Origin of the sequence: Acinetobacter kookii (assembly GCF_900096895.1) — a bacterium.
GTDB lineage: Bacteria > Pseudomonadota > Gammaproteobacteria > Pseudomonadales > Moraxellaceae > Acinetobacter > Acinetobacter kookii.
Window position 1 is genome coordinate 1 of record NZ_FMYO01000018.1, and the last position, 18,118, is coordinate 18,118.

Here is an 18,118-nt window from a genome sequence, read left to right on the forward strand (position 1 = left end):
GATACCCGCAGCAGTAAGGTGGTGGCCAATGTTTCCCTGCAAAAACAGATTGCTGCACAGGATTATGGTCTGAGTGCAGGCAGGTTTGCTGGGCATACTTTGTTAAATATTCAGCTTGGCAAAGGGGAACGCGAGGCAACCAACTTTGCCCTGCGTCAAATGCTGAATCTGGGCACCTTTGAATTGCTCAGTCAGGTGATCCCGCCAGCAACATTTGAAAGCTGCCGTGCGCAAATACCGCCTGAATTTGGCCAGTTGAGTTTAACCCGAAGTTCGGTTGCACTGTATAAATATAAGCAAAGCCAGCAGCAAAGTACCGCAAACTTACCGAGTACTGTTCTGGAATCGTCATCACATAAAACCAGTTTGCCTAATGAGAAAAATAAATCGACCGATTCACCAAGTAAGGATACACAACCCCCTAAGAAAAAAGAGTCTGAATTGATTGAAAATCCTGAAGGGGAGCCTGAAACGAATAAGCAGGACTTGATTAAATATATCAGTATGAAAAAGCCTTCATCTTCTTTAAAAAAAATGAATGAAGAAAAAGACAATGAAAAGACTCAGATGCTGTGGGATGTTAATCCGGAAGTGGTCGAAAACTACTGGTCAAGCACGCAGCGTGATTAAAGAATATATAAAAATGGGCTCGCTCCCATTATAAAAAGAAGTGCTTAGCGAGAAGTACTTCAAAATTAGAAAAAAGGAAAATAACCATGAATAAGACTATCAAAACAATCGCCTTATCTGTTGCCTTCGTGTCCGGTGCAGCCATGGCTAATGCTCAAGAGGTCACTGTAAATACAGGTTTAGACGCTACTTTAGCCACTGTATCTCAACATGCTAAAAATGGTACTGCGCTTAACCTTGCCATTAATACCGCTACTGTTGATGCAACAGTCAACGTACACGGGGCGTATAACTCACTGAATAATGTGGGAGACAAAATCGCAGTAGAAACTTCAGCAATTGGTGCGGTAAACACCGGTAGCATTAACTTACAACAAGGCAATTTGAGCGCAGTGAATACGGGTACATTAGAGAAAACTTTTGATGCTGAAAAAAATGCAGAGGGTTCTTTGGAACAATGGAATTCTGAGCGTTCATCGGAGTTTGAAAGTTCTATCAGTACATCATTGAATACTGACACTTATGACCAGTTCTCTGAAACTCTGAGTAATTACACTGCAGCGAATTTAGCCTTTAATTCAGCAGCTATTGATGCATCTGTAAATACAAGAGGATTCGAGAATCATATTGATGGCATCAAAACTTCAGCTATTGGTGCTGTGAACACTGGTAGCATTACTGTGACCGTAAAGTAAATCCACCGTTCAATATGATCCAGGGTCTAACTATTTGCGGATAGTTAGACTTTTTTATTTTAGTACAAAAAATGTTTATTGAGTATTGCTCTATAATAGAGTCAACCTACAGCAAGATAATATTTGGTCTGAAAATTAGATCGCTATAAAAAAACACTTACAAAAAAAAGCGCCTGAGCGCTCTTTTTAAATTCAGTTGAAATCTTAATCACGGACAAATTCAACAGTACCATTTTCCAAAGATTTAACACGTGCTAAAGATTCAACACGGTAACCTTTATCAAGTAACAATTGGCGACCCGGCTGGAAAGACTTCTCAATCACAATACCAATACCTACAACTTCAGCATTTGCCTGATGAATTAAATCGGCAAGACCTAAAGCTGCCTGACCATTTGCCAGAAAGTCATCAATCACTAAAGCTTTATCGCTTGAACTGATGTGCTTGTTTGAAATGGCAATTGTGCTTTCAGTTTGTTTAGTGAAAGAGAACACTTTAGAGCGGTACAAATCATCTTTTAAAGTTAAAGATTGATATTTACGTGCAAAGATCACAGGCACACCAAGTTCTAAACCGGCCATTACTGCTGGAGCAATACCAGAAGCTTCAATGGTGATAATCTTAGTGATCCCTGCATCTTTAAAACGGGCAGCAAATTCTTTACCAATCTGTTGCATCAATACAGGGTCAATTTGATGATTTAAGAAAGCATCAACTTTCAGAACTTGGTCAGATAGAACGATACCTTCACTTAAGATTTTCTGTTCTAATGCGTGCACGGGAGAATTCCTCTAAGGGCAGATGCTTTTCAAGCAAATGCGTATTTTAAAAAGGCTCTCGAAAAATGCAAGCGAAATTGATCAAATCGATTAACTCGTTGGGCCTTTATAACCTGTTAACAGTAAACCATAGGATGCTTTTCCATCTTGATGAGTCACTTTCACCGGGGTATAGTCCAGTTGAGGTGCTAACCAGAAAATGGTATCGCGATTTGGCTTTTTATGTTTGAGCACCACTTTAATGGTGTCAAAAGTACCATAAGCGGTTTTTACTGTTTCATTGCCCTGTTTAATAAAGTGGCGCGATTCCACTTCTTTGGCGTCGGCAATTAAATAATTCGATTTTAAACCTGAAGATTTTAAATCTTCACGTAATTGCAACTCGGCATTCAGCTCATCTAGAACACCTGCCTTCCAGTCAAAAGAATAGGCCTTTTTATCTTTTTTGGTATGAATGGTTTGGGCATTCGAGTTGAAATTAATACTCATGGTACTGTTATGGACCAAAATTTTACTGTGGCGACTAAAACTGTTGGAAAGAATATCGCCTTTATCATTTAAGCTAAAATGACTGGTTTCAGTCGCAGACGCCATGGCACCCGCTTTTGCAGCAAAGACATAGGTCCAGTTATTTCCCGACTTGCTTAAAGTGCGTGTTGCCGAGCCCATGTTTTTGCCATTATAGTTAAATTGATAACTTGCTTGGAATGGACTCATGGCAAATGTTTGGGTTGAAACTCCAGCCAACAACAGGGTAGTTGTTAGACCAGATGCGAATGCAACTGTTTTCAATACATTGTGAGCCATAAGTAAAGTGTTCCTATGCAGTCTTAATAAAATGTAAACTTCTGCGTAGATAGTATTATGCCTTCTGAATATAGAGATAAAATTCGAAACCTTATGCAATCTGTATCTTTAATGTAGTTTTTTTAGTTAACACCCCAGATTTTATCCATAAAAACAATGCAACCTATTTTTGTTTAATTGGACTGACTTTGCTGTCCGCTTGTTCTGCATCAATTGCCCACACATCCATCGGCTCTTCAGACATTTTTCTGAATAATGCAGTCAGGTTGACATTGCCCATGACCACCAGTTCAGCTTCACGCAAAACAGCATGATTGACATGCACTTTTGCTAAAGTATCAATGATAGAGCGCTTTTTGCCTAACCATCGGTTTAAGTCCAGATGCAATAAGTCATCTTTTACTTTAATGACATTTAATTTCTCAAGGATCATGCCTAAAGGGTCTTGATTGAGTACTTTTTGGTAGAAAAATAAAGCAAATTTTACTGCAAGTTTTTGGAAGATATTTTTGAATTTGGCTTCAATCACCTGGGTGTCGCTAATCTGTTCAAATACAATTAGCTGGGTGTCTTTATTCAGTTCCATCTGTACCAGTTTCAAATCGACTGAAAGAGTAATGTATAAACCTTTCACATCAAGCGTTGCATATAAGCGTAGCCAGTCTTCATGCAAATCGGCATGCAGATCTTTCAGCATGGAAACATTGTCAGTCACAAAACGCTGAAAAGTTGCATTTAAAAAAACTTGAGAAAGGGGAAATTCACGCTCATCTTCAATAAATCCCTCAGCTTTTTGGTACACCTGGCGTATACGTTTAGAGATATTGGATAGTAGCGTTTGCATATAAGGCATCCCAGCGAGTTAATCTTCTTAAACTTCGATAGATTTTGTCGAAAGTATTAAAAATACAGATATTCCACCTTGCAGTTTAACAAAATTAATTGCACCATTTTCATGATTTTAATTGTCTACAGCGTGCTTGTTGACTGAGTTCTCGTTTCTTCACTCAAAACTAGACGCTGTGTTTATTTTATACTGCTTTTATGCAGTTTGGGGACCAGACATTTTGTCGGTTTAATGTGATGCTTAAGAAAATCAGTTTCGCACCTTTAATGCATGCATGGTGGAAAGATCCAATTTTCACAAGCGCAGTGATTGTAGCTGCTGTTTTGCATTTGATTATTTTGACTTTGCAATTTGCCATGCCGGAAGAAAGTAATGCAGCAGTCAAAGAGATCGCTGTTACCTTACGTCCAAGTCAGGACAAGGTGGAACATGCGGATTTTCTGGCACAGGCAGATCAGCAAGGTTCTGGAACCTTCCGTGAAGCACACCGTATGTCGAGTGATATGCCGGCAGCGATGACTGAGCAGACGACTGGTGAACAGCAACAGGAAACTTTGGAGCGTTTACAACAGAAACGTGAACTCAGCTTTGAAGAAAAAGTGCTGATGACCACCTTAAGCTGGAAGAAAGAAGCAGAACAGAACCAGCGTAAAAAAGCCATGCAGGAGCTGAATAGCCAATTCCAAGCCAAGGCCGCGATGGTGGCAAGTCTGGAAGCACAATATTTGCAACGTCAGCAAAACTTTAGCCGTCAGCAAAAAATTAAAACCGTAGATGGTATACAGGCCAAGCAGGATATTTCTGCCGCTTATTTGGAAAAATTCCGTGAGAAAGTAGAATTTTACGGTAACCGCTATTATCCCGATGCAGCCAAGGTGCAGCGCCTTGCAGGGGAGGTCCGGTTAATGGTGATCTTGAATAAAAGTGGCGGAATTCGTGCCATTCGCCTGATTGAAAGTTCAGGTCATAGTTTACTGGATGAAGCGGCCAAAACTTCAGTACGTAAAGCTGCTCCATTTGGTGGTTTTGATAGAGGGATGAAAGATATTTCAGAGCTTCGCATTGTGCGTACCTGGCGGTTTGACCCGGCTGAAGCTGAGTTTGAGGTGCATTGATGGAGTGGGGTGATCTGCTTTACCAAGATCATTAACTTTCAGTTTTTAATTGTAGTTTCAGTGAGATGCTAATACATAGTGTCCCTTTTGATCCCCATCCGGCCATGTCACGTTTAAATCCTTTTCTGAAAGTTCCAGGCGAGTCGGGAAGATTTGTAAATATTGGCGGTATTGGGGTGCGGCTTTCAAACCAATACATGTCCCATTTTTCCACCAGGTTCCTTCGGCATATTGATCTAAGGCACCGACTGTCAGATACCATTTAAACTTGCCGTCCGGTTCTAGTAACAGCTCAGAGCCGACTTCCATTACGCCTTCCAGATAATAATGGCCTACCCAGGCATTATCTGCCGGCTGGAATCTTGCTTCCTTACATAAAGATTCAACATTGGCATACAATTGGGATGCAGGAAATAACGCTGAAATCAGGAACAGCCAGGAAGGGAGTCTGTTTATCATTTCTTCCTCCATTTATTGGGGAGTATGTTAAGATTTTATGCTTATTTGACATAAATAAAACCCGATTAATCGAAATTAATCGGGTTTAAAAATTAGAATGTTGCTAGAACTACTGTTGTTCAGTATAGGGATTCTCAAATCCTAACTTCGCCAGAATTTCAATTTCCAATGCTTCCATTTCTTCCGCATCTTCATCCGAGGTTTCATGGTCATAGCCCATTAGGTGTAAGGTACCGTGCACTAGCATATGCGTAAAATGTTCAATCGGTGTTTTATTCTGGTCAATGGCTTCCTGTAGAACGACAGGAATACAAATCACCAAGTCACCGATCGGTAGGGCATCCAGCATTGCCAACACTTCTTCTGGCACATCGCTCGGAAAAGACAACACATTGGTCGGTTTGTCTTTTTGACGATACTCCAGATTCAGCTTATGGCTTTCGTCATTGTCTACACAGGCAATCCCGATTTCACAGTCTTGATCGACATCGATAAAACGTAGTGCAGTTTCAATAACTTTTTTAATATAAGCGCGTTTCAGTACCAGTTCAGGTGACTGAAAATCTTGTTGCAGGGATAGGTTAAGTTTCAAAATGAATCCTTAAAATATCTTAGTCCTGAGCATCGGCAGCGGCATCATTTTCAGCAATCAATGCCTCTTGACGCGCTTTACGTTCTGCCCGTGCTTCAGCACTAAGACGGTGTTGTTCAGAGTCCCAACCTTCGTAGGCTTCAACAATTTTTTGAACCAATTGATGACGCACCACATCGCGAGAGTGGAAGCGAGTAATGTGGATTTCAGGAATTTTTTCAATTACACGTAAGGCATGTGAAAGCCCCGACTGTTGACCACGTGGCAAGTCGACCTGTGTGATGTCACCAGTAATGACCGCACGCGAACCAAAGCCTAAACGGGTCAGGAACATTTTCATCTGTTCTGGCGTCGTGTTTTGCGCCTCATCTAAAATGACGAAAGAGTGGTTGAGAGTACGGCCACGCATATAGGCGAGCGGGGCAACTTCAATAATCTGGCGTTCAATCAGTTTGGCGACTTTTTCAAAACCCAGCATTTCATACAGGGCATCATAAAGCGGGCGCAAATAAGGATCGATTTTCTGGCTTAAATCCCCCGGTAAGAAACCGAGTTTTTCACCGGCTTCCACCGCAGGACGAACCAGCAGGATACGCTGGATTTCGTTGCGTTCCAGCATATCTACCGCAGCGGCCACGGCAAGATAGGTTTTACCGGTACCGGCAGGACCAATCCCGAATGAGATGTCGCTTTGCAAAATACGCTGTACATAACGCTTTTGATTGGCACCGCGCGGATTGATACGGCCTTTGCGGGTTTGCAACCAAACGGCATCCAGGCCGGTATGTTCATTGTCGGAAAAGTCTTCCTGCAATTCACGGTCGGTCTGACTGCCCTGAATGATCAGATGCAGGGTGTCTGCACTGACTTGCTGGCTAACTTCAGTTTCTTCATGTAGACGCATCAAGAGGCTTTCGGCTCTCTCTACTGCATCAATTTCACCATCGATGTAAAAAGCATCACCTCGATGGGAAATTTTGACGTCTAAACGTTGTTCGATTTGTTTCAAATGACCGTTATAAGCACCCAGCATGCCTTTTAAACGCTCCATTGAAATACCAGGAAAAGTTACTGTACGTCGGATCGCTGCAGTCAAGAGAATTCCTTATAAAATGGTCTGGCTGATCACCTTACATTACGCCACGTCAGGCTCAAGATTCAAGAGCTCACCGTAAACAAAATTTAAAGTTTTAATTTCGGTAATCTCGATCTCTGCAAAACGCCCAACCCATGCAGCATCACCAATGAAAGAGACCAGACGGGTATTGTCCGCAGTACCAATCAACAGGTTCGGATCTTTGTCAGAAACCTTTTCAATCAGAACACGCTGGATGGTACCCAGCATTGCATCGGTTTTATCAATGCTTGAACGTTTAATCCATTGCTGAACTTTGGCCAGACGTTCTTTTTTGACATCTTCAGGGGTGTTGTCTTCAAGTTCTGACGCTGGTGTCCCCGGACGTTTTGAATAAATGAAGCTGTAAGAATGGTCAAAATCCAAATCTTGGATGAATTGATAGGTTTCTTCAAAGTTCTCATCGGTTTCACCCGGGAAGCCAATAATAAAGTCAGAAGATAAATGCATATCCGGACGGACGGTACGTAACTTTTTAATTTTTTCGATATACACATCGATGGTGTGGTTACGCTTCATCGCTTTCAGTACATCGTTGGAACCGCTTTGTACCGGCAGGTGCAGGTGCGAAACCATTTGTGGCAAGTCACGGTAGCACTGAATCAGGTCATCATTGAATTCAAGCGGATGTGAAGTGGTATAACGTAAACGGCCAATTCCCGGAATTTCAGCAACCAGACGAAGTAAATCTGCAAAAGTACAGATATTGCCTTCAAATGTTTCACCGCGGTAACCATTCACGTTCTGTCCTAATAGGCTGATTTCACGTACGCCTTTTTCCGCCAGACCGGCAATTTCCGCAAGAACGTCATCTAAAGGACGCGATACTTCTTCACCGCGGGTATAAGGGACTACGCAGAAAGAACAGTATTTGGAACAGCCTTCCATAATCGAAACAAAGGCCTTATAACCCTCAACGCGCGGTTCAGGTAAAAAGTCGAATTTTTCGATGTCCGGGAAAGAAATATCCACCAGCTTGATTTTTTCTTTTTTTGGCTTTTCGATTTGATCGTTATGTTGATCGAGCATTTGCGGCAAACGGTGCAATGTTTGCGGACCAAAAACCATATCGACATAAGGCGCACGCTTTTGAATGTTGTCGCCTTCCTGAGAAGCCACACAACCACCCACTCCAATCACCAGATCAGGATTTTTTTCTTTCAGCTTGCGCCAACGACCCAGTTCGGAAAACACTTTTTCCTGAGCCTTTTCACGAATGGAACAGGTATTCATCAGTAGAATATCAGCATCATTTGGGTCAGTGGTGAGTACATAACCGTGTGAATCGCCCAGCAGGTCTGCCATACGATGACTGTCATACTCATTCATCTGACACCCTTGCGTTTCGATATACAGTTTTTTCACTGAACCGTCGGCTGGGGTGTGCTGTGGCTGGGTAACAGTGTTTTCTGAAGCAGCTTGGGCACTATTTGGAATGAAGGTTTGAACCGTCATGTAGGCTCCTAAAGGATAAATCGGTGAAACCGCAATTCAACGCTGACCGCATAAACGAGCCATATTTCCTTTTATTTCAATACTTAATTGTATTGATGGAAAAAAGAGGCGAGTGGTCATCTTGAAAAATTGCAATTCGAATACAAGAAAGGCGCATATTTTAGCAGGAATCGAAGCCAAACTTATAGATATAAATAAAGCGCCAAGAATATTGATTTGTGACGTAAAAATGATTGAAAATTAATATTGTCTAATCATAAGGTTACATAACAGAACAGTAGAGTAGTTTAATAATAATTAAACTATTCAAAAATGATTAGGTGCGACCAAGGCAATACTAAATGACAGAAGGCGGGTATATGTTTCATCGGGTAATCAATAAAAATTATTATAAAATGCTTGCTTTGGCTTTAGCATCAACCGGTTTCGTTTCTATTTCCCATGCAGCTGATGAACAGTTTAATGATGCTTTGCGTGCTGCCAATTCTGCAAATTTAGGTTTATTACAACAATATCAGGCATCGATGCAAAACGATGTGCTGGGCTATTATCCGGAATACTGGTTATTGAATAGCAATCTGGCGAATCAGCCTGCCAGCCAGATTATCAATTTTGCGCAGCGTTATCCGCAATCGGCCATGGCGGAAAAACTGGCGGCCGACTATGTCGAAGAAAAAGTCAAGCAGGCAGATTTTGCGACTGCACAGCCTATTTTGCAGTATGTGACCAATCCGGATCAGGCGGAAAGCTGTGCGGTTGCACAGGTTCGTGCCAAATCGGGCGATCCCCTGGTTTTTGCTGAATATAAAGATGTCTGGCTTGCCACCAGCTCACAACCTGAATCCTGTACCGGTTTGGGACGCATGATGCTGTCGAGTCCCCTGATGACCGAACAGGACAGGCAGCAGCGTTTGTGGGGACAGCTTCGCGCAGGTCAGTCGGGCCTGGCTTTGGCAACGGCACAAAGTCTGGGTGTAAACCTGTCACTTGCACAGCTCAATCAAATTCAGGCCAATCCTTTAAATTATTTATGGTCTGCGCCCAAAGCCTCTGCGGCCGATCAGGCTTATTTAATTTATGCCCTGGGGCGTCTGGCGGATAGTGATTTAAATACCGCAATGGCTGCCGTTAAAAATGCAGCAGAAGGGGCACCGCTACAAGTACAAAAAGCGCTCTATCGAACTGTGGGCTATATCGGTGGAACCACAGTCATGAAAAACAACTTTAACCGTGAAGTGCTGAATTATCTGGATGCCAGTTACGGTTTGCCGTTTAGTGCCGAAGAAGCGGAAATTTATGCCCGTCAAGCCATTCGTTTCAGTGCATGGGAAAGCCTGATTCGGGCCATTGACGCAATGGGCGTAACCCAAAAACAGGAAGACCGCTGGCAGTACTGGTTGGCACGGGCTTCAGAGCAGCGTGGCGATGCGAACTCTAAACGTGTGGCACAAGAAATTTTCAAAAAATTGGCACAGGGAGATGATTACCATAATCTTCTGGCTAGAGATAGGTTAGGACAGAGTTACAATAATATTCCCAGTAATGTTCAACCTTCCAATAGTGATGTGCAGCGCTTGAGCCAAAATATTCATTTCAACCGTGCTTTTGCTTTACGCCGTGTCAATGCGCCAGATAGTTACGTGAATCGTGAATGGAACTGGGCGGTACGTCAGGCCTATTTAAAACATGATGATGGCCTGCTGCTGGCCGCGGCAAAACGCGCGACGGATATCGGCTGGTATGATCGGGCAATTTACGCTGCTGACCGTACTGAATCCAAGCACAACTATGCTTATCGTTATGCCATGCCGCATCAAAGTTATGTGGTCAGCCATAGCCGCAATGCCGGAATCGATCCTGCGTGGGCTTATGGTTTGATGCGTCAGGAAAGCCGTTTTGTTTCACAGGCACGTTCACATGTAGGGGCAGGAGGGTTGATGCAAATTATGCCGGATACGGCGAAACTGGTGGCCCGGCAAATGGGTGAAACCTATAACCCGGCAGCTTTAACCGACATGAATACCAATATTCGTTATGGCACTTTTTATTTATCGATGATTCAGAGCCAGCTCAGCAATAGTCCCGTGCTGGCAACGGCTGGCTATAATGCTGGTCCAAACAGGGCGCGTCGCTGGCAACCGGAGGCTCAGCCAATTGCGGCTGACCAATATACCGAATCCATTCCTTTAACCGAAACACGTGATTATGTAAAACATGTGATGACCAACGCCACCCATTATGGAGTATTGCTGGGACAAGGAGCGCAGTCACTTGAAAAACGGATGAATATCATTCCATTTAAAAATAATCCATAAACTTTAATTTTATTGATAGGTCTGACTTGTTGATGATATTTTTTGGGCAAACTTCAGTTTTACTCAGATGGGCGCTGTTCGGGGTGAGCGGTGCTGGACTAGGGCTGTTTGCACCTCAAATTTTTGCTGCACCTTTGCAGGGATATGTCATGGTGGTACAAATGACCCCTGCGGTATGCATGTTTGATGCCCAGAAATCAAAACAGCGAAAATGTCTGGAAGGCTATTCGCTGAATATTTCCGGTTTGTATCCGGAAACTTCAGAAACCGAGTGTAAGACTACATCTACTGCGACTTTATCTCCCTTGCAGGCAAAAGTCGTGGCACGTGTCATGCCCGATGAAAATGCCCGCATGCAACTCTGGCGGGGAATCGGAGGTTGTGTACAGATGAATTCAAGTCAATATTTCCGTACCATGATTAATTATGCCGAGCGTCTCAAAATACCGAAGGAATTAACCAGTCCTGAAACGCGAGCCATGCATCAGACTAATCTCCGGCTGCAGTTTTTGCGTTTGAATCCGAGTTTACCTGCCAATGCCATTAGATTTAGCTGTTCCACTTCCCAGGGAAATGCCATCCTGACCGAAGTGAAACTTTGTTACAAAAATAATGGGCAGTACAAGCGCTGTTCAGCAGAAGTACAAAATACCTGTCCAAATATATTTACCATAAAAGGTTCTTACTAAGCTTTTTTATATATTTTATTTATATTTCCTATCATACTTTTGTTGAAATCCATTCTCTTTTAAATGCATCTGTCAAAGTATTGGAGTACAATCTTTGCCGTTTATGATTATTAAGATTAAATAGAACAGCTATTTAATTATTATGACGATCCTCTCAATTGGAGATAATTACATGAAGCAACCTGTTCGCGTTGCCGTTACTGGCGCTGCTGGTCAAATTGGTTACAGCCTATTATTCCGTATCGCTAGCGGTGAGATGTTGGGTAAAGACCAACCAGTTATTCTTCAATTATTAGAAGTTCCTTTTGAGAAAGCTCAAGCTGCGCTTAAAGGCGTAATGATGGAACTTGACGACTGTGCTTTCCCATTATTGGCTGGCATGATCGGTACTGATGATCCTAAAGTTGCATTCAAAGATGCTGACTACGCTCTTCTAGTTGGTTCGCGTCCACGTGGTCCAGGTATGGAACGTGCTGACCTTCTTAAAGTGAACGGTGAGATCTTCATCGGTCAAGGTCAAGCATTAAACGAAGTTGCTAGCCGTGACGTTAAAGTACTTGTTGTAGGTAACCCTGCGAACACTAACGCTTACATCGCAATGAAATCTGCTCCAGATCTTCCAGCGAAAAACTTCACAGCAATGTTACGTCTTGACCACAACCGTGCGTTGACTCAACTTGCTCAAAAAGCTGGCGTTGCAGTTTCTGACATCAAAACTATGACTGTTTGGGGTAATCACTCTCCAACAATGTACGCTGACTACCGTTTTGCAACTGTTAACGGCGAAAGCTTAAAAGACAAAATCAACGATGCTGCTTGGAACAAAGACGTATTCCTTCCAACTGTTGGTAAACGTGGTGCTGCGATTATCGAAGCGCGTGGTTTGTCTTCTGCTGCTTCTGCTGCAAACGCTGCAATTGACCATATGCGCGATTGGGCGCTTGGCACAAACGGCGAATGGGTAACTATGGGTATTCCTTCTGACGGTTCTTACGGTATCCCTGAAGGCGTAATGTTCGGTTTCCCTGTAACTTGTGAAAATGGCGAATACAAGATCGTTCAAGGTCTTGAAATCGACGAATTCAGCCGTGAACGTATCAACTTTACTCTTAACGAGCTAGAAGAAGAACGTGCAGCAATTGCTGACATGGTTAAATAATTTAATCGTTTAGATTAAATTGAAGAAGCACTCCTTTCGGGGTGCTTTTTTACGTTTGAAATTTGGTTTTTGAACAAAAAATAACATGCTGTGATGCAGCGACAACTGAATTTTTTTGGGCTTGCGTCTAATTTAAAAGCGAACAATAAAGATTTAAGGAGAATGAGATGTTTGACCAGCAACCCACATTGGAGCTTTTATTTGAGCAGTTGGGACTTGATTCGAGCCAAGAGGCGATAGACAAGTTTATAGAAAGCCATCAATTGACGATGGATATACCTTTGCATCACGCTCCGTTCTGGACCCAGGCACAGCATGATTTTCTGATTAGCCATTGGAAAAAAGATGATGAATGGGCCATGGTGGTGGATATCTTAAATGAGCAATTGCATACCGAAGACCGGCTTTCAACGTCAACGCATCATTGAACACAAATTGAAACAACAAACCTAGTTTTATCACTAGGTTTTTTTATGAATATCTTATAAGTTAATTGAATAATAAATGACAGTTTGGTTGATAAGGAGTGTGCCATGCTCATGAATAATAACCCATCTTTTAAAATGTTATTTGAACAACTTGGACTTGCTTCTAGTCCTGCGGCTATTGAACTTTTTATTCGTACCCATCAATTACCCGCACATCAAAATTTGCATGATGCTCCCTTCTGGAATAAATCCCAGCGTGAGTTTTTAATTCGCTATTTGGTAGAAGATGCAGATGAATGGGTCATGTTGATTGATGAACTGAACCAGCAATTACATATGAATGCGACCAAACTGCAACCTGCCTGATTTTTTGTAGACAGGTGAAATTTAAAACCTGCTGAGAAGAAGGAATTTTTAAGCAGAACAGATCATAAAAAAACGCCTCATTGCAGGCGTTTTTTTATCATTTATCTGCAATTAATGAGCTTTACTTTTGACTAGATGCACAAACCAGTCGTGTTCACGGAAGGGATGAAAGGCTGGATGCTCTTGTACCAGAATCAAGTCAAAATCGGCAGTTTTACTGTATTTGGTGAGCCAATGTCTGGTCAAGGCCATTTCACTTTTAGCTGCAGAAGCATAAGCCAGGAAGAAATAAATATCACCATACTGGTCATGAATGAGGGGCTTTAGGATTTGCTGGGTAATCAAGGCAAATCTTTGTTCCTTAGTGATTTCGAAATACAGCATATAGGCTTTGGCCAAATGCATGGATAAGTTCATATATAAACTTAAGGGCATTTCTTCAAATTCAATACGGCCCTGTTCAAGCAGAACCACGGCCTCTTGCAGGAAATGAAGCTGTTCCTGACGTACAATACTGAGAGTAACCAGTTGCATGCGTAACTCAGCACGTTCTAAGGCAAGTTTTGGCGTATTGCCTTGTAAATACAGCTGATCGGTTTCGCCAATACGTTGAATAATCTGTTTGGTGTTTTCCCGCATCGGTTACATCCTCATCTGTCAATGATTGCTATATGAGGATGTTTTTTCAGATTTAAAGCATCCTTCATTGTGAATTACCAAATGGAATTGCCGCTGCGTAACCATGCGGTAATGGATAGGCGTTGATGTTTGGCTTTCAGCACTTCGTGCAATAAATCACTTTGGAATAGGGCAATGCGGTTCGGTTTTGGCGGAATAATGTGCCACTGATCATTCTTATCCTGCAAACGCAATTCACCGCCCCAATCCTCTTGCCAGTCTTCATGCAGGTAATAAACTGCCGAAATGACGCGGTCATTTTTTTGTTGTGGATTGTCGCGGTGTAAGGCATAAAATTCGCCAGCGTTATAACAGGCAAAATGGGCTTCTACTTCACGAATGCCCAGAAAAAAGGCTTGGTTCAGTTCTTCCCCCAAACTTTCTAGCATTTTGATGTGTTGTTGAGCTTTTTCTAAATCTTCATTAATCCATAAAATATGATCACTGCGAATTTTGCTGATGACCCCATTTTGAATGGCGGCTTCTCTAAACTGATTCAGATGGGAAGTGCATTCTTCAACCAAGGCATGAATATATTCTTGAGGATAAACATCATCAATAATGCTGAAGCCTTGCTGATCTAAATCTTTAATTATTTGATCAACATGGCATGACTTTGGGAAGTGAATTGCATCCATAAAGATATACTCAATAAACAGGATAGAAAAACGCTGGCGTATTCTAGAGCAAGATATCCTGCGGAACGAAACATTTTTTCATGCTAAAATATCGGTTGATATCAGGAATTAAAGAAACATGAATTACCGTCACCATTTCCATGCAGGCAACTTTGCCGATGTTATGAAGCATGTGTTATTGCTGCAACTTTTAACACGTTTAAATGCCAAAGATAAACCTTATCGCTATATCGATACGCATGGTGGGGCAGGTAAATACGATTTATCGACGTCTGCAGCACAGAAATCAGGTGAGTTTTTAAATGGTATCCACCGTTTAATCAAGCTGGACGATTCCATTACCCGCAATGCACCTGAAGGCGTAAAGCAGTATCTTAAAATTGTTCAGGATATGCGTGAAGTTTCAGGTAAAGGGGCTTATCCGGGCTCACCCTGGTTTGCTTTGGAAGGCATGCGTGAAATAGACAAAGCCACCATTTTTGAAATGCAGCCTGATGTTTTCCAGCAGCTGCGTTTTAATATTCGTGACCGCCGTGCCGGCCTGCATGAACGTGATGCTTATGAAGGCTTGCTTGGAGTGATTCCACCTAAAGAAAAACGTGGTCTGGTCATGATTGATCCACCTTACGAATTGGAACGTAAAGATTTTCCACAATTGGTAGAATTATTGGCTGCTGCCTATAAAAAATGGCCTACGGGTATCTTTGCTGTCTGGTATCCAATTAAAGATCGCGCCATGATTGAACGTTTTGAAAAGAAAATGATCAAAACGGGTATTCGCCGTCAATTGGTGTGTGAAGTTTGTGTATGGCCGGATGATACGCCTGTGGGCCTAAATGGTTGTGGTTTACTTGTGATTAATCCACCATGGAAGTTTTCTGAAGATGCAGATGAAGCTTTACAATGGTTGTTCCCGCATTTGCGTATGAGTGAAAATGGTGGACATGCCGCTGTACGCTGGTTGGTTGGTGAATAAGAGATACGTTTCAAAAGATACGGTTACAGTTAGGATCGGCAAAGAATGACAAGTATAAACAAACCTGAAAGTGAATCTTCTACACGTGATGAGCATGGTTTTGATGGCATCACCTTTGAAGTGGAAGAAGAAGAGCATACCCAAGAGGGACAAAAGGTGAAACGTCGTGGCATCTATCTGTGGCCGAATCTGATTACAACGGCAGCTTTGCTATCTGGCTTTTACTCCATTATTGCCAGCATGAATGGGGATTTTACTCAAGCCATTTATGCCATTTTTCTGGCCGCATTATTTGATGGACTGGATGGCCGGGTAGCGCGTGCGATTGGTGCCCAAAGCCCGTTTGGCGAGCAGTTCGACTCCTTGTCGGACTTGCTTGCTTTCGGCGTGGCACCAGCTATTTTAATGTATAGCTGGTGTTTACATGATTTGGGGCGCATTGGATTGGCGGCCTGTTTTGTGTATACCGCCTGTGCGGCGTTTCGTCTGGCACGCTTCAATGTGCAAATTGGTGTGGTGGATAAACGCTATTTTATTGGTGTCGCCAGCCCGTTGGCTGCGGTGATCATTATTACCCTGGTTTGGGTCGCCCAGGATTTTCCACAAATTTTTGATGTACGCGAATTGGGTATTCAGATCTTTAATGCGACAGCGATCATTGCTGTGGGCTTGCTGATGATTTCCAATATTAAATACTATTCATTTAAAACATTTGATCGCAAACGCGTCCCATTTTTCGTGTTGCCGATCGCGGTATTCATCTTTTCAGCAATTACTTATAATATCCCGGTAGGGATTCTGGTGATTTCCATTATTTATGCACTGTCTGGTTTTGTGACCACTTTCCTTGCGAGAAAAAATACCGCCATATAAAAATGAGAACACTAGACTGAAAATAAAAAGGAGCAAGATATGCAGTTGTTTCAAGATTTATTTGATCGCTCCAAACAACTCAATCAGGCTCCACTTCAGTCGGGTTTAGCCTATCATGCGCAAAAAGGCCGCTATAAAATCATTCATCAAGGATTGATGATTCCTAATCTACCTGCACCTTTGCATTACCTTAATTTTATTAGTCTGATCGGTCAGCCAAATGCAGCAATGCTGCGTAATGAAAGCGCCATTCACACCACAGCTTTAGATACTGCAACCACGATTGCCAGCATTAGCCCGCATATGGTGGGGCATTTGAATTCTTACTCGGTGGGTAAAGACTGCCGTTTTACCAAAGGACATTTCCAGTTTTCGGACCGGGAAACAGTTACGGGCAGTTTTCCTCATTTTCGAATACAGCGTAAGGATAAAGAGCTGAGTTTTGATTTATCAATTCGCACCAGCAATATTATTTCCTATTTTGCCCGGTTGCGTATGGGGCTGGCAGATCACTGGTCTTTACTGTGTCAGTGTGAAGGGCAGGTGACGTATAAGGAACAAAAATTTGAAATTCAGCAGATGGGCAGTTTTGAATATGCACGCTGCATTAATTTTTCCTATTTGCCTTTGGCATTTTTCACTTATCAAGTCATTAACCTGGAAAATCAGCGCCAGTTGCTTTTGGCGCAAATTCGCGATCCTTTGAATGGGATTTTGCAATCACGGCTCTATTTAAGAGATGCAAAAACCGGAAAGGCGCAAATGTTTGACCACAATGTTCGCTTTAAGGTACATCGGGTTTATCCCAAAGTAAAAACTCCGAACGGGCAAAGCATGTATTTGCCGCGTGAGTTTGAGTGGAGCTATGAAGATAAAGATGGTACCTGCATTTCCGTACAGGCACAAAGCCGTGGAGATTTTAAATTTGGTCTGGCAGCTGGCTATGTGGGCAGTTTTAAATATCAAATCTGCATTAATCATCATGAAGAAACAGGGGAAAGTGGCTATTGTGAATATATCGATTGCCGTTCATTGACCTGGCAAGAAAAAAATAAACAAGAAAAAATGCGTGATGAGTTAGCCAATCCTGTCCCTTTTGCATGCAAAAAATAATAAAAACCACCTGTTTTGTAGAATAAATAAACATTCGAGATGTTTTTGCTGAATTATTTAAAAAAGGGTGTTGCATTGGGTTGGAAATACTGTAGAATGCACATCCATCGGCGGTGATGAAGATTAAAACTTCTGATAAAACAGTAACTTAGTTAAAATTGATTGAGTTGGGTTTTTAGGAAGAAAGTTTAAAAATATTTTTCATTACTGGTTGACTTTCTGAAAAGAAAGCGTAATATAGCCGACCTAGCTTGCTGGTGACGAACCAGGAAGAAGATCATTAAGAGATTATGAAGAACAACTTGTGTGGATTTTTACTGGTTGATCGATCGAAATTATTTTCATTGATTGATGGTAGAAATTACTCG

19 protein-coding genes and 1 pseudogene are annotated in these 18,118 nt (G+C 42.2%); 11 read left to right on the top strand and 9 right to left on the bottom strand.

Features of this window, described 5'->3' with window-relative positions:
• Together BLP85_RS14635 and BLP85_RS14640 are read left to right on the top strand one after the other, a co-directional pair.
• Window positions 1–630: pseudogene (locus BLP85_RS14635) on the top strand (CsgG/HfaB family protein); the annotation flags it as partial.
• A gap of 86 nt (window positions 631–716) precedes the next feature.
• Complete coding sequence (locus BLP85_RS14640) at window positions 717–1,325, top strand: hypothetical protein (protein ID WP_092821092.1); 609 nt, start codon at window positions 717–719, stop codon at window positions 1,323–1,325.
• Window positions 1,326–1,529: 204 nt separating this feature from the next.
• Here the strand turns inward: BLP85_RS14640 and BLP85_RS14645 are convergent, their stop codons facing one another.
• The 3 genes from BLP85_RS14645 to BLP85_RS14655 all read right to left on the bottom strand — a co-directional run bounded on the left by BLP85_RS14645 (window position 1,530) and on the right by BLP85_RS14655 (window position 3,756).
• Window positions 1,530–2,105, bottom strand: a complete 576-nt coding sequence (locus BLP85_RS14645; RefSeq protein ID WP_092821094.1) for a xanthine phosphoribosyltransferase — start codon at window positions 2,103–2,105, stop codon at window positions 1,530–1,532.
• Between the two features lie 90 nt (window positions 2,106–2,195).
• Window positions 2,196–2,912, bottom strand: a complete 717-nt coding sequence (locus BLP85_RS14650; protein WP_092821096.1) for a DUF3108 domain-containing protein — start codon at window positions 2,910–2,912, stop codon at window positions 2,196–2,198.
• Window positions 2,913–3,075: 163 nt separating this feature from the next.
• Window positions 3,076–3,756, bottom strand: coding sequence for a hypothetical protein (locus BLP85_RS14655; RefSeq protein ID WP_092821098.1), 681 nt, complete (start codon window positions 3,754–3,756; stop codon window positions 3,076–3,078).
• 239 nt (window positions 3,757–3,995) lie between these two features.
• Between BLP85_RS14655 and BLP85_RS14660 the strand changes: the two genes are divergently transcribed.
• Window positions 3,996–4,874 (top strand): energy transducer TonB, encoded by an 879-nt coding sequence (locus tag BLP85_RS14660; protein ID WP_092821100.1) that lies wholly within the window; start codon window positions 3,996–3,998, stop codon window positions 4,872–4,874.
• Between the two features lie 57 nt (window positions 4,875–4,931).
• Here BLP85_RS14660 and BLP85_RS14665 read toward each other — a convergent pair whose 3' ends face one another.
• The 4 genes from BLP85_RS14665 to miaB all read right to left on the bottom strand — a co-directional run bounded on the left by BLP85_RS14665 (window position 4,932) and on the right by miaB (window position 8,515).
• A complete protein-coding gene (locus BLP85_RS14665; RefSeq protein WP_092821102.1) occupies window positions 4,932–5,333 on the bottom strand; it encodes a hypothetical protein in 402 nt (133 codons plus the stop codon).
• Between the two features lie 109 nt (window positions 5,334–5,442).
• On the bottom strand, window positions 5,443–5,925 hold the full coding sequence (gene ybeY, locus BLP85_RS14670; RefSeq protein WP_092821104.1) for an rRNA maturation RNase YbeY: 483 nt from the start codon (window positions 5,923–5,925) through the stop codon (window positions 5,443–5,445).
• Window positions 5,926–5,944: 19 nt separating this feature from the next.
• The gene (locus BLP85_RS14675) at window positions 5,945–7,021 is read right to left on the bottom strand and encodes a PhoH family protein (RefSeq protein ID WP_092821106.1); all 1,077 of its coding nucleotides are present in this window, start codon (window positions 7,019–7,021) and stop codon (window positions 5,945–5,947) included.
• A 39-nt stretch (window positions 7,022–7,060) separates the two neighbouring features.
• Complete coding sequence (miaB, locus tag BLP85_RS14680) at window positions 7,061–8,515, bottom strand: tRNA (N6-isopentenyl adenosine(37)-C2)-methylthiotransferase MiaB (protein WP_092821108.1); 1,455 nt, start codon at window positions 8,513–8,515, stop codon at window positions 7,061–7,063.
• A gap of 395 nt (window positions 8,516–8,910) precedes the next feature.
• Between miaB and BLP85_RS14685 the strand changes: the two genes are divergently transcribed.
• The 5 genes from BLP85_RS14685 (at window position 8,911) to BLP85_RS14705 (ending at window position 13,472) form a co-directional block, all read left to right on the top strand.
• Window positions 8,911–10,830, top strand: coding sequence for a lytic transglycosylase domain-containing protein (locus tag BLP85_RS14685; protein ID WP_171259733.1), 1,920 nt, complete (start codon window positions 8,911–8,913; stop codon window positions 10,828–10,830).
• Window positions 10,831–10,862: 32 nt separating this feature from the next.
• Window positions 10,863–11,519, top strand: a complete 657-nt coding sequence (locus BLP85_RS14690; protein ID WP_092821110.1) for a ribonuclease T2 family protein — start codon at window positions 10,863–10,865, stop codon at window positions 11,517–11,519.
• 172 nt (window positions 11,520–11,691) lie between these two features.
• Window positions 11,692–12,678 (top strand): malate dehydrogenase, encoded by a 987-nt coding sequence (locus BLP85_RS14695; RefSeq protein WP_092821112.1) that lies wholly within the window; start codon window positions 11,692–11,694, stop codon window positions 12,676–12,678.
• Between the two features lie 167 nt (window positions 12,679–12,845).
• The gene (locus BLP85_RS14700; protein ID WP_092821114.1) at window positions 12,846–13,106 is read left to right on the top strand and encodes a DUF2789 family protein; all 261 of its coding nucleotides are present in this window, start codon (window positions 12,846–12,848) and stop codon (window positions 13,104–13,106) included.
• A 105-nt stretch (window positions 13,107–13,211) separates the two neighbouring features.
• Complete coding sequence (locus BLP85_RS14705) at window positions 13,212–13,472, top strand: DUF2789 family protein (RefSeq protein ID WP_086195729.1); 261 nt, start codon at window positions 13,212–13,214, stop codon at window positions 13,470–13,472.
• 111 nt (window positions 13,473–13,583) lie between these two features.
• Here the strand turns inward: BLP85_RS14705 and BLP85_RS14710 are convergent, their stop codons facing one another.
• Window positions 13,584–14,111 (bottom strand): hypothetical protein, encoded by a 528-nt coding sequence (locus BLP85_RS14710; RefSeq protein WP_092821116.1) that lies wholly within the window; start codon window positions 14,109–14,111, stop codon window positions 13,584–13,586.
• Between the two features lie 74 nt (window positions 14,112–14,185).
• A complete protein-coding gene (locus BLP85_RS14715) occupies window positions 14,186–14,788 on the bottom strand; it encodes a 2OG-Fe(II) oxygenase (RefSeq protein ID WP_092821118.1) in 603 nt (200 codons plus the stop codon).
• Window positions 14,789–14,906: 118 nt separating this feature from the next.
• On the opposite strand from BLP85_RS14715, the gene BLP85_RS14720 reads away from it, so the two are divergent.
• The 3 genes from BLP85_RS14720 to BLP85_RS14730 are packed head-to-tail and all read left to right on the top strand — an operon-like array spanning window position 14,907 to window position 17,750.
• The gene (locus BLP85_RS14720) at window positions 14,907–15,764 is read left to right on the top strand and encodes a 23S rRNA (adenine(2030)-N(6))-methyltransferase RlmJ (protein WP_092821120.1); all 858 of its coding nucleotides are present in this window, start codon (window positions 14,907–14,909) and stop codon (window positions 15,762–15,764) included.
• A 45-nt stretch (window positions 15,765–15,809) separates the two neighbouring features.
• Window positions 15,810–16,637, top strand: a complete 828-nt coding sequence (gene pssA, locus BLP85_RS14725; RefSeq protein ID WP_092821122.1) for a CDP-diacylglycerol--serine O-phosphatidyltransferase — start codon at window positions 15,810–15,812, stop codon at window positions 16,635–16,637.
• Window positions 16,638–16,676: 39 nt separating this feature from the next.
• Complete coding sequence (locus BLP85_RS14730) at window positions 16,677–17,750, top strand: DUF6670 family protein (RefSeq protein WP_092821124.1); 1,074 nt, start codon at window positions 16,677–16,679, stop codon at window positions 17,748–17,750.
• The last annotated feature ends 368 nt before the right edge of the window (window positions 17,751–18,118 follow it).